This window comes from Bacillus sp. ISL-34, from assembly GCF_018613325.1.
In the GTDB taxonomy this organism is placed as follows: domain Bacteria; phylum Bacillota; class Bacilli; order Bacillales; family DSM-1321; genus Peribacillus.
On record NZ_JAGGQJ010000002.1, the window covers coordinates 154441 to 167752 of the forward strand.

Below are 13312 nucleotides of genomic sequence, written 5' to 3' on the forward strand. Positions count from 1 at the left end.
ATTGAAGCTAAATCCTTCCGTGAATCGTACGGAAGGATTTCTTAGTGTGCAGTGGATTCCAATGGATATACGAAATTTTCATCTCAGTAAAACAAGAAACAAAAAGTCTGCAAAGGTCTTCTTCCAGAAAAGCTTTGCAGTCTATTTGAAATCAAACGAAAAAGTAGAAAGAAAAAACTCTACATAAACATTAATACGAAACTAACAAGCAATTTTCAAATGAATAGTAGACTCGGTAGAAGATACTGATAAGGCCATAACAAACAAGGTTTAATAGCTTGGGTTAACTGAGAAGTCTACATAATATTATCTTACTAATAATTTATGGCTCGCCCTTTATAAATTGTTTAGGAATCGGCAGAGAGTAGGATCAAGGGAGATTTGAAAACGGAGTTCCCTGCTTTTCTAAAAACGCTATAAATATTATTCGAATGATTGAAGTCTAAGAAGAATACTGTGCAAATTAAATTAGCGAACGTCTTCTTTCTTATATATCACTAAGCAGTTTTACTAGTTGGATAGGTTGCACTATCCGAATAGACTACATAATAACTGAAAATAAACTTCTTTTTTCCTACATTAAGTGGCTAACATTCCTTACCGCCAGCTAATAAAATTAGATTATGGAAAAGTCAGATACTTAAAAAGGAGGGAGCAGAGGTTACAAAAAAATGAAAGCGTTTCCTATTGGTGCAGGGTACGATTTGTTAAATGAAATCTAAATTTAAAGGGGGGCAATAATAATGAAGTTGATTAACCCAATGAAAGTAATTGACGGAAGCCGCATTCATTCATTCCATATTTGGCTTGTTTTTTGGCTTTTTCTCGTCATTTTGTTCGATGGATATGATGTTGTCATTTACGGGGCTGTCGTTCCATCCCTTATTAAGGAATGGGGAATATCGGATGTGACAGCAGGTGCAATTGGTAGTTATACGGTAATGGGTACAGCGGCCGGCGCAATCGTATTCGGGTTACTTGCAGACAAATTGGGCAGGAAGAAAATTATCTTGTTGACCATTTTCCTCTTCAGCTTTTTCACACTGCTATCTGGGTTCGCCAATGGACCGACAATGTTTATAATTTTTCGGGTCATTGCAGGTATTGGCCTAGGGGGAGTCATGCCAAATGTTATTGCCTTGACCACTGAATTTGCACCTAAGCACATCCGTTCTGCTCTAGTGTCATTCGTTTTTTGTGGTTATTCGGTTGGAGCTATAGCAGCAGCACTTACAAGCCGGTCGCTTCTGCCGACTGTTGGCTGGGAGCCCGTTTTCTGGCTCGCGGGAATCCCTCTTTTGTTCTTTCCATTGTTAATCAAAATCATACCGGAATCTGTTAGCTTCCTAATTCAAACTGGTAAAGTGGAAGAAGCCAAGAGAGTTCTTGCCAAGATTGATCCAACTATAAACGTGAAAGAAGCAATAGAACTTAAGAAACCTGATGAGAGAGCACCAGGTTCACCTGTTATAAAATTGTTTGAACAAAAACGTGCAATAAGCACCGTAATGTTCTGGATTTCCTGCTTCAGCGCTTTTATTTTGATTTACTCGATGAATACATGGCTTCCACGCCTTATGATGCAGGCTGGTTATGACCTTAAATCAAGCCTCACCTTTATTGCGGTCATGCAAATCGGAGCTATTGTAGGGACCATCGTATTTGGCCGATTGGTGGATAAACTGGGCTTTAAGAAAGTACTTGTTCCCCTGTTCTTCTGTGGTGCGATTGCCCTGTCGCTCATCGGCTTCACGAACAGTCCATTTATCGCATATGGCCTGATTTCAGTAATAGGTGCTGCATCGGTGGGTGTACAGAATATGTCAAATGCATTTGTTTCCCAGTATTATCCTACTGAAATGCGTTCCACGGCCCTAGGCAGTACCATGGCTTTTGGACGTATGGGGGGGATAGTGGCTCCAACATTCGTAGGTATTCTTCTTACAATGAACTTGCAGCCCCAGTATAACTTCGCAGCAATTGCAAGCGCCGCTGTGCTTGGGGGATTCGCGATGCTGTTCGTTCAGGAGAAGCATGGTAATTATAATAAGGAAACGGACAAACCTGAATCGGAAGAAGATCGTTTGAATGCCGCTAAATAATAGTCGTAAATCCCGATGAGATACTCTCTTCGGGATTTACGACTGAGAGGAAGGGAAAGAGGAAATGAGCATAAACCTGAAGCATATTTTTACGGCGAACATACATGTGGACGATCCTCTTGAAGTAGGGGATGTGGGAACGGGTATAAGAAGAGTCATCCCTATAACGGGTGGAACGTTTTCCGGGCCTGGGATAAAAGGAATTGTTTTACCGGGTGGCGCGGATTACCAGATGATTCGATATGACGGCATGACGGAGGCACTTGCCCATTATACGATTCAAACAGAGGAGGGGGTGCTTATTTATGTTGTGAACAAAGGTTACCGGCATGGTCCCAAAGAAATTATTGACCGTATCATCCAAGGGGAAGAGGTCCCAATTGGATCTTATTATTTTAAAACGGCTCCCTTGTTTGAGACAGGGAGTGAAGAATATGCCTTTTTAAATCGAAATATTTTTGTAGGAGAAGGCATTAGAAGACCTTCTGATGTGCAGATGAAATTTTATCAGGTACTATGATTTTTAGTTTTCCCTCTTTCATTATGTGTTTCTTCATTTACAATAGGATTAGGGAGAATTAGGAAGGAGGGATGGTTTTGTCTAGCAGTAAAAGAGAAAAATTAATGAGAAAAGTAGATAACCATTTGCGAAAGACATCGCGTTATCTGATTAAGATTGACACCGAAGAAGAGGCACTGCAGTACTTGACCGATTCCTTTCGATCTGAACTATACTGCGATTTTGTTGGTGTCGTGTTAGAAGAGGGCGGGCAGCTTTTACCGAAAGCGTGGAGCGGCAACATCCCTTCTGTAACCGAGGCCTTTCCATTTTCCACAGATGACTGTTCCTCCAAATTATTTCGTCAAAGTATGACGTATAAAACAGCGGAAGTGCCGGAAAAATGCCATATGGCAAAAGTATTGAAGAAGGCCAACATTAAAACCTGGTTTACTGTCCCCCTCAAAGACGACATTCACCATTTTGGCTTCTGCATAGTTGGTTTCTTAAGCTTCGTCCCGCTTTTGGATATGGAAGTTCACTTCGAGGAATTTGGAAAGGATATGGCAGTTGCCATGGCAATGGCGAGGGAAAAGGAAACACAGCTGAAAAAAATAGAAGGCATTGAATGGATTAGCAAAAACCTCTCACTCGATGCACCTCTTGAACAGCATATCGCCGAACTGACGTCTAGGGCAGGAAAAGGGACCAATGCCGATTTTGCCTGCATTTATTTATATAATGAAAAAGAAAACTGTTTTGTTTTCCAACAACCTGCTTACGGGAAGATGGAATACGCACACAAAATCATGATCCAAGACAATTATATGCTGAAAGACTACTTTCCCTTTCTGGAAACACCTGGTGGGAATCAGCTAACGATTCCTCTTTTCAATGATCTGAAACCAATAGGAGTCCTGCATGTTGGGAACAAAGGCACAGGTGTATTTTCAGAAGATGATTTGAGAATGTTGGAGCTGTTGTCCAAACACGTTGCTGCTTTGCTCGAAAATGCTCGTTTATATCATAGCGAAAGAGATCATAAACACAGGCTTCAATTTCTTTTGGATTCTCAGCAAGCGCTTGTAAAGGAAACCGTTGAAGTTGACAATTTTGATGGCATCACAACCATGCTCGGCGGAATATTTCAAAGTTCGGTCATCTTATTTGACCGGTTTATGCGGGAGTTATCAGTTCTCGACTCTGGACATGAAGGTGGTCCGCTATATACACATCAGTTGGCTGAAAGAGCAAAGGAAGAACTCGGTAATCAAAAAGGGAACGAACTTATCACTATGCAAGATCCCACTAACGCAGACTATTATTTTTCATTCTGGCCAGTTAGTGGCGGTGGCAATTTACTTGGCTACCTAGCCATTCGCAGGTCTGGTGTAGAAATGGATGAGTTCGACCGTCTGACGGTCGATTTGGCTCGGAATATTTGCTCAATCCAGTTTATAAAGCAAAAGCTCGTCCTGGATGCAAAAGAACAGGCAAAGGATAGCTTCATTAGCAAATTGCTGACAGAAAAAATTGATAATGAAGAAAGCATTATCCAATATGCAAACTTATTTCAATGGGACCTGTTCAGCCGCCATCGGTTGGCTGTTTTGTCCATAGAGCTTGATGGAAGTGAAATGGAAGGAAGCAATCTTCTTGAACAGCAGACGAAAAAAACGCTTGTTTGGGACTCAATAAAATCTCATCTGTCGGAGCTCGATCGCACTTTTATATCTGCATCACATGACGAAAAGTTTGTTCTACTTGTTTCAACTGAAATGGAAGGGGATAAGCCGAAAAAGTTTTGGGCCACGCTTTTTGAAAGTATTCAGAGCTGGGCCGCGAAGGGATCTATCGAATGTAAAGTGCTGATGGGGATCGGGAGTGAAACGGAGAATATCCAGGATTATTATGTGAGCTATCAGCAGGCCGTTCAAGCATTGAATATAGTAAGTAGTCGGTTCGCAAACACAGGTTATTCACTTTTTAAAGACCTCGGTTCCTATACCATTCTCCATCACTTGGGTCATTCAACTGCCATTGATTTATTTGTGAAGAGTCAACTAGGACCTCTTATCAAATATTCAGAAGGGAAAAACATCGATTTGTTCAATACTCTCCATGTTTTCCTTCAAAATAACGGGAATGTAAAAGGCACGGCTGAAGAACTCTATATTCATCGGAGTTCCCTCATATACCGGCTTGAAAGAATCGAATTGCTTCTGGATGCCGAATTAAATGATGCTGAAGTCCGGTTCAATTTGATGATGGCATTAAAGCTTTATGATATGAATGGTGGACTTTTCTAAAACAGCCTATATAGGCTGTTTTTTTATCCTACAAAATAGCCGAAGTAATTATAGTTTTTTCCCTCATTTTGTAGGTACAAACCTAAGATTACCAAGGTTATAATTAATTTACAGAATATTGATAATTTTATATAGTCGGGAGATGGAGAGATGGCAATTCAAACAATCGGGGTAGTTGGTGCAGGTTCAATGGGTTCAGGTATAGCGAATCTAGCGGCAATGAATGGGTTTACTGTTATCTTATGTGACATTGAAGACAGCTATTTGGAAAATGCAATAAAACGTATTGGAAAGTTTATGGATAAAAGTGTTGCAAGGGGAAAAATGACCGAAAATCAAAAACAGGAAACGCTTGGACGCATCCAAACCACAACGCACCTCGAAGAAATGAAAGACGCGGACGTCGTGATTGAAGCCGTTCTGGAAGACCTTAATCTAAAAAAGGAAGTGTTCTCTGCCCTCGACCAAATCGTTCGTGAAGGCGTGATTCTGGCAACTAACACATCATCGATGTCGATTACAGAAATTGCAGCAGCGACACAACATCCGGAACGGGTGGCTGGTATGCATTTTTTTAATCCGGCACAATTAATGAAACTTGTAGAGGTGGTTCGTGGATATCAGACAAGTGATGAAACTGTAGAGGGATTGAAAGCGCTCTCTAAACAGCTGACCAAAGAGCCGGTGGAAGTGAAAAAGGATACGCCGGGATTCATTGTCAACCGGATCATGATTCCACAGTTTATCGAGGCGATCAAGCTGCTTGAAGAAGGCGTGGCATCTGCTGAAGATATCGATAAGGCCGTTACTCTAGGCCTGAACTATCCTATGGGTCCATTCACACTGCAGGACTTTGCGGGTGTGGATATTGGGTACCATGTGATGGAGTATTTCAAAGAGGAATTCAACGATGATCACTTTGCTCCCCCTCTTCTTCTGAAACAGCTAGTCAGGGCGGGGAGACACGGTAAGAAGACAGGCGCTGGGTTTTACGACTACGAATAATAAGAATGGGGTTGAATTGAATGTATAAATTTTTATTGTGTGAAATCGAAGATAAAATCGCGGTTGTAACCATTAACCGGCCGCCCGTCAATCCATTGAATACAAAGGTATTCCAAGAACTTTCAATCATATTTGATGAGCTTGAAGCCAATGAAGATGTTCGAGCGATTGTCCTTACTGGCAGCGGAGAGAAAGCATTCGTTGCAGGAGCTGACATCAATGAAATGGCAAGTCTTGATCTTGTCGGAATCAATATGATGAACAAGACATCCAGAACGGTATTTACGAAAATTGAGAATGTGACAAAGCCGGTCATTGCTGCGTTGAATGGAATGGCGCTGGGTGGGGGTCTCGAGCTCGCGCTTGCCTGTGACCTGCGTATAAGTTCCGATCGTGCGAAGTTTGCTTTCCCGGAAGTTGGCCTCGGTATCATTCCAGGGGGAGGAGGTACCCAGAGGCTACAGAAGATCGTCGGACAGGGTGTTGCCAAAGAACTGCTTTATTTCGGCGATATGATCGATGCGCAACGGGCATTGGATTTACATATCGTCAATAAATTGGTCGCAGCTGGTGAGGTGCTGGAGACAGCGAAGGAATGGGCCGGGAAATTGGCAAAAAAACCACCTGTTGCTCTTCAAATGGTGAAGACTGCAGTCAATGCAGGAGGCAATACTGACCTTGAATCGGGTTTGATTATCGAAAGCGTATGCTTTGGCAATGCATTTTCAACGGAAGATCGGAAAGAAGGACTTAAGGCTTTCGTTGAAAAAAGAGAACCAATTTATTCAGGAAGATAAACAGTGAAGCAACACTAGATAAGTAAAACCCATAAACGTAGATATGAAGGCAATTAAAGAGGTTTTCAACTGTAGATTCCAGGACATTTAATGGTGGTAGCTAGGAACATGAGGCGAAATGATCTGCCCAAAACTACGAGTATTGATTATCAGGTTTAAAATAAAAAATTAAAATGAGGTGAATGAAGTGAAGGAAATCTTATTGTTAGAAGGAGCAAGGACGCCATTTGCTGAAATTTCCGGATCATTCCGTGATATCACAGCAACGGACTTAGGCGTCTTTGCCGCAAAAGAAGCCATACGGCGAGCCAAAGTTTCTGGTGAAGATATCGATCAAGTTGTATTCGGGAATGTGCAGCAATCAAGCAAAGATGCCCATTTGCTGGCGAGACATGTTGGGTTAAAAGCTGGTACCCCGATTCACGTCCCTGCATTGACCATTAATAGACTGTGTGGAACGGGTGTTGAATCTATTTTAACAGCGGCACGTTACATTTTAACAGGAGAAGCGAATGTCATATTAGCAGGTGGAACTGAAAGCATGAGTCAGGTACCACATGTAATTCGCGGAATGAGATGGGGAAGTCAACTAGGGGCGCCTGTTGTAGAAGACTGGGTATGGGACGGCCTATACGATACTTATGGAGAATGTACAATGGGTGAAACCGCTGAAAATTTGGCTGCCAAATATAGTCTGTCCAGGGAAGAAGTCGATCAGCACGCTCACGCAAGCCATGAACGTGCCCTTGCTGCAAGAAAAAAAGGCTATTTAAGTGAAGAAATTGTACCTGTGAACGTGAAAGGCAGAAAAGGCGATAAAGTCATAGAAAACGATGAACACATTCGGGAAACTAGCATGGAACAGCTTGGGAAACTGAAGGCGAGGTTTGTTGAAAACGGGGTAGTTACACCAGGTAATGCGAGTGGTATGGTTGACGGAGCGGCGGCAGTCATTGTCGCCTCAAGTGACTATGTGAAAGTAAAAGGACTGAAGCCGATTGCTCGACTTGTTTCCTGGGACGTAGTCGGAGTAGAGCCAAAGTACATGGGGATTGGACCTGTTCCGGCCATTCAAAGTGCATTAAAAAAAGCTAACTTAACAATCGCAGGCTTAGATCTGATTGAAATCAATGAAGCATTCTCAGCTCAGTACCTTGCTTGTCAAAAAGAATTAGGCTTTGACCTTGAAATAGGAAATGTAAACGGCGGGGCAGTTGCAATGGGGCATCCGCTAGCGGCGAGCGGAACAAGAATCGTAACCGCACTCATTTATGAATTGAGAAGACGCAATAAAAAATACGGGGCAACAGCTGTTTGCATTGGCGGGGGTCAGGGAATTGCGGCAATTTGGGAAGCATTATAAAGTTGTGATTTATAGAACCGTATAATCAAAGTTTAAGGCAGTCCTTTCCCAGGGATTGAAAGGATTTTGTGTACAGATGACGAAATAACTGATGAAAATGCAGGGATTCATGGTCATTGGGATTAGGATTCCATAACGAGGCGTTCATGCTGAAAATAGAAGTTAATGTAGGCTAAATGGTACAGTTAAAAGGGAAAACAAGTTTCTGGTTAGAAAAATCACATTTAGAGGCAGGAAAAAATGGCGAGATTTTTAGAACCATACGGGAGCGAGTGAGTATATGGAAAAAGATCAGAATCTTTTGACAGTTTATGGCTTATTGGAGCGTGCTGTTTCAGTTAATGGGGATAAAGAAGCGATATATGATTTGAAGAGACGGGTCTCCTACCATGAAATGAAAAAGGATGTGGAACGGTTTGCCGGGACACTCTACAATCTGGGCATAAAAAAAATGGACCGGATTGCAGTGTCATTGCCCAACTGGTATGAAACAGCGGTTATATTTTTTGCTGCAGCCAAAATTGGGGCGGTGATCGTCCCCTTTAACCATAAATATCGAACACATGAAGTCGAATACATCTTAAAGAATTCCGAGCCGAAAGCGTTGATAGTGACGGAAGAATTTGATCAAAACTTTGGGTTAAAAGAAGCGCAGTCGATTGTGCCGTCATTGATTTCTGTACGGTTCACACGGGATGGCCTCCATCCATATGAGGACCAAACCGATTGTGATGTCATGGAAGCAGAAATTAATGTAAATAACGATCTATTTTGTATTTTATATACGTCCGGGACAACCGGCGTGCCAAAAGGCGTTATGATCACGCATAGAGGTGTGGTACAATCCGCGAATACATTGGCAGGCGAACTTAGATGTACTGAAGAGGACGTTTTTGTTGTATCAGCGCCGCTGTTTCATATCTTTGGCATGGCATGCAACTTGTTTTGCGGCGTATCCGCCGGGGCACGAATGGTGTTACAGGAAAAATATCATCCCCGTGAAACTCTTAAACTGATTGAACAAGAAAAAGTTACGATAAAGATGGGTGTACCGACAATGTTCATTAAAGAAATGGAACTGGATGATTTTGATAGTTACGACTTATCGACATTGCGTACAGGCATGGTGGGATCTGCTCCAATTCCACCAAGTAAAGTCAAGGAAATACGAGATCGCATGGGCATAAAACTTTGTCAATCATTTGGGATAACGGAAACGGTTACGGTTACATTGACTCCTTATGATGATGACGAACAGAAAATAACGAAGACACTAGGAAAACCGATTCCTGGGGTTGAGTTGAAAATTGTTGATGAAAACCGGCTTGAAATCCCATTAGGGGAAACAGGAGAGATAGCCCTCAAAAGTTTTGGGATAATGAAAGGCTATTACAAAATGCAAGAACATACGGACCATGTTCTAGATCGGGAAGGCTGGTTCTATACCGGTGATCTAGGTGTGCAGGATGAAGAAGGATATCTGCATTTTGTAGGCAGAAAAAAAGAAATGATAATCCGTGGGGGCTATAACATATATCCTCAGGAAATTGAAAGTGTGCTGACCAAACATCCAAACATAATGGTTGCTGCAGTCGTGGGCATTCCAGATGAAGTGCTTGGTGAAGTGGTGTGCGCGTTCATTCAGTTAAAAAAAGGAACAGAAATTTCAGAAGGTGAAATTAAAGCCTTTGTAAAGAAACAAATAGCAAATTATAAAGTCCCGGAAAAACTCATGTTCATTGAGGATTTTCCAATGACGGCTAGCGGAAAAATCCAAAAATCGAGACTTCTTGATCAGATGGATGCGAAGATCAGTCGTCCAGTCTGAAATTGAAAGGAGCATATCTAACATGATAGCAGAATATTCGTTCCAGGTAAGATGGGGTGACACGGACGCAGCAGGAATAGTGTTTTATCCCAACTTTTATAAATGGATGGATGAAGCCACTCATGAATATTTGTCAGCCCTAGGGTATCCATCCTCCAAACTTTATGCAGAACAGCAAATTGGTGTCCCTTTATTAGAAGCTAACTGCATTTTCAAATGTCCTCTTCTCTTTGAGGATAGCGTGGTTGTGCAAAGTACAGTTGAAGAATTACAAAACAAAGTATTTAAATTGCGACATGCTTTTATTAGAGGCGAACAAATAGTAGCTGAAGGGTATGAATTACGTGCCTGGACATCATTTGAGGGTAAGCCGAAGGCGCTACCGGTTCCTGAAGATATCCGAAAAAAAATGATGCCGAAAACCCACCAGTCTATGAAGAGGTGAATACATGCTTACGGAAAAAAAGGAAATCAAACATTTTTTGAATACTGAAATCCTTCCTGACGAAATTTTCACACCCGAAGACTTTAGTGATGAACATATTATGCTGGAAGAGATGACTGGGAAATTTGTGAAGAACAGAGTTTATCCTGCATTAGGAAACATAGAAAACCAGGAGTTTGATGAAACAGTGCGTCTTATCAAAGAGGCAGGTGAACTCGGGCTGATCAGCGCAGATATTCCAGAGCAAGATGGCGGGCTAGAGCTTGGCAAAGTCAGTGCGTCCATCATATCTGAAAAAATGGCGCTTGGCCGTTCGTTTTCCATTACATTTGGAGGGCAAACCGGAATTGGGGCGTTGCCAATTGCCTATTTTGGAACTGTGAAACAAAAGGCGATGTATCTCCCAAAAATGTTATCTGGTGAGACTATAGCTGCATATGCATTAACCGAACCTTCATCCGGCACGGATGCAATGAGTGCAAAGACAACAGCGGTACTTTCAAAATGTGGGAAATATTACATTTTAAATGGAGAAAAACAGTTGATTACCAACTCTTCCATCGCTGGCCTATTTATTGTGTATGCAAAAGTGAACGGTGAAAAGTTTACTGCTTTCATTATTGAAAGAGATTACGAAGGAGTCTCCATTAGTCCTGAAGAAAAGAAAATGGGATTGCGGGGGTCTTCCACATGTTCTCTTATTTTGGATAATGTAAGAGTACCTTCTGAAAATGTTATTGGTAAAGTAGGGCGTGGGCATATTATTGCGTTTAACGTATTGAATATCGGCCGCCATAAGCTTTCAGCCACTTCATTGGGAACTGCAAAGAGATCGATTGAGCTAGCAGTTAGCTATGCCAATGAAAGGAAGCAATTTGGCCAGCCTATTTCCAGCTTCAACTTAATCAAAAATAAACTGGCTGATATGGCTATAAAAACATACGCTAATGAAAGTTCCGTGTATAGAACTGCAGGCGCGATGCAGGAAGGGTTTGCAAATATGAAACAAACGGGCTCCGATGACTTTTGTGAAACGATTTCCCGTTATGCTTTAGCATGTTCGATCAACAAAGTTATGTCCACGGAAGTTCTTGACTTTATCGTAGATGAAGCCTTGCAGATCCACGGTGGATATGGCTATATGGAAGAATATGAAATAGAGTCACTATATCGTGATTCCAGGGTTAATCGGATTTTTGAAGGTACGAATGAAATTAATAGAACCCTGATTGCTTCAACATTACTGAAAACCTATGAATTGCCTAGTAAGAAAGGAAATGTTGACGAAGGTACGCTGCTACGTGAAAAGCAGACACTTCACCTGATGAAAAAGCTTTATCATTCTACAATAGAGTCTGTTCGGAAGAACGGCCTGATAAATCTAAATCAAGAACAGGAAACAGCTGCATTTATCGCGGACCTAGTCATCGGAATTTATTCGGCGGAAAGCTCCATTTTACGAACGGAAAAAGCAGTACAGATAACAGGGAAAGATAAAAACAGCCAAAAAATTGCTTATACGAAAGTATTTATACATGAAACATCCCAAATGGTCGCCATCAGAGCCTTAAATATTCTAAATCATCTCGGTGATGATGAAGCATTTTCGCGGATTGCTGGCCGTCTTATCATGAGTTGCCCGGAAAATATTGTGGAAGTGAAGCGTAAAATTGCGGATGTAATTATTGAAGATGAAAAATATGTTTCTTAGTTATTAGTGCAGATACTTGATCAGCTACCGAGATAATTGGGAGAGGTAAATAAAGTTCAATTATTAGATTTAATTATGGAATCGCTTTCAAATCGTGAATTTATTTTAAAAGGAGTGAATTGAGTGGCTAAAAGTGAAGTTTATACACAGGAAAAGCTAGATCAGTATTATGAAGGAATGAAGAAAGGAAATCTTGGCCCTCTATGGTACGACCTTGGCCATATGGTAACCAAAGAGCCTGTACATGATGTAGAGCCGTATTTATGGAAGTGGAAATCCATCCGTGAATATGTGCTTACTGCAGGGGAATTGCTGGAGCCGGGGAAAGACGCAGAACGCCGTGTAGTGTATCTTCAAAATCCGAGCCTTCTGAAGCGAGGTCTTGTTGGCTATGGGACACATACTTTATATGCTGGCATTCAGCTACTGTTACCTGGTGAGAGCGCCCCCTCCCATCATCACTCGCAATCTGCGATCCGTTTTGTTATTGAAGGGGACGGGGCATATACTGCGGTTAATGGAGAGAAAACGTATATGGAACGTGGAGACATGATTTTGACGCCGGCCTGGACTTGGCATGAGCACAAGCATGAAGGGACAGAGCCGATGTTTTGGATGGATGGGCTAGATGTAGGTCTCGTCCGCACGATGGCTGCATCGTTTTTTGAGCCATATGAGGAAGAGTCTTACCCGATGGAGGCACCAGAAAACTATGCTAATCAGCAATTTTCAATGGGAGCGTTTAAAAAGCTAAATGAAAAATCAAATCCTGATTATCCATCACCAATTTTCGGTTACAAATTCGATCGTGTTAAATATTTGCTTAATCAGATGACAGAAGCAGATTTTGACCCGTTTGACGGCTATGCGATTGAATATATTAACCCAACCACAGGTGGCTCTGCTGATTCCCGTATTGGCACAATGATGCAAAAGCTGAAACCAGGTCAGCAAACGAAAGCGCACCGACATGTTCACAGCGCAATTTTTCATGTTCTTGAAGGTACAGGCTATACGGTCATTGATGGTCAGAAGTTTGAATGGGAAAAAGGGGACTTCTTTATTCTACCACCATGGAGCAATCATGAGCATGTGAACACGGGATCAGAAGATGTGTTCCTATTCTCCTTCAATGACAAACCCGTCATGGAAAAATTAGAGCTTGAATTCAGCGAGGGATACCAAGAAAATGCTGGACACCAGGTAGTGAAAAAAGTCTTTATTCCTGACAGAACCGTTTGAGAAGAGAAGGG

10 protein-coding genes are annotated in these 13312 nt (G+C 41.9%); all 10 read left to right on the top strand.

The genetic code is table 11. From position 1 onward, the window contains the following. The first annotated feature begins 743 nt into the window (after positions 1-743). Positions 744-2102, top strand: coding sequence for an MFS transporter (locus J7E52_RS01555; protein WP_214743380.1), 1359 nt, complete (start codon positions 744-746; stop codon positions 2100-2102). A 64-nt stretch (positions 2103-2166) separates the two neighbouring features. Next, positions 2167-2622 (top strand): DUF3237 domain-containing protein, encoded by a 456-nt coding sequence (locus J7E52_RS01560; protein ID WP_214743381.1) that lies wholly within the window; start codon positions 2167-2169, stop codon positions 2620-2622. Positions 2623-2699: 77 nt separating this feature from the next. Further along, positions 2700-4910: a helix-turn-helix domain-containing protein gene (locus tag J7E52_RS01565; RefSeq protein WP_214743382.1), complete on the top strand. Its 2211-nt coding sequence runs from the start codon at positions 2700-2702 to the stop codon at positions 4908-4910. A gap of 150 nt (positions 4911-5060) precedes the next feature. Continuing rightward, entirely contained in the window at positions 5061-5915 is an 855-nt protein-coding gene (locus J7E52_RS01570) for a 3-hydroxyacyl-CoA dehydrogenase family protein (RefSeq protein ID WP_214743383.1), read from the top strand. A 20-nt stretch (positions 5916-5935) separates the two neighbouring features. Further along, on the top strand, positions 5936-6712 hold the full coding sequence (locus J7E52_RS01575) for an enoyl-CoA hydratase/isomerase family protein (RefSeq protein WP_214743384.1): 777 nt from the start codon (positions 5936-5938) through the stop codon (positions 6710-6712). A gap of 187 nt (positions 6713-6899) precedes the next feature. Beyond that, complete coding sequence (locus tag J7E52_RS01580; protein WP_214743385.1) at positions 6900-8075, top strand: acetyl-CoA C-acetyltransferase; 1176 nt, start codon at positions 6900-6902, stop codon at positions 8073-8075. 280 nt (positions 8076-8355) lie between these two features. Beyond that, a complete protein-coding gene (locus J7E52_RS01585) occupies positions 8356-9903 on the top strand; it encodes a class I adenylate-forming enzyme family protein (RefSeq protein ID WP_214743386.1) in 1548 nt (515 codons plus the stop codon). Positions 9904-9928: 25 nt separating this feature from the next. Beyond that, positions 9929-10348 (top strand): acyl-CoA thioesterase, encoded by a 420-nt coding sequence (locus J7E52_RS01590; protein WP_214743566.1) that lies wholly within the window; start codon positions 9929-9931, stop codon positions 10346-10348. A 4-nt stretch (positions 10349-10352) separates the two neighbouring features. After that, on the top strand, positions 10353-12059 hold the full coding sequence (locus J7E52_RS01595) for an acyl-CoA dehydrogenase family protein (protein WP_214743387.1): 1707 nt from the start codon (positions 10353-10355) through the stop codon (positions 12057-12059). 177 nt (positions 12060-12236) lie between these two features. Beyond that, complete coding sequence (locus tag J7E52_RS01600; RefSeq protein WP_214743567.1) at positions 12237-13301, top strand: cupin domain-containing protein; 1065 nt, start codon at positions 12237-12239, stop codon at positions 13299-13301. Positions 13302-13312 lie beyond the last annotated feature (11 nt).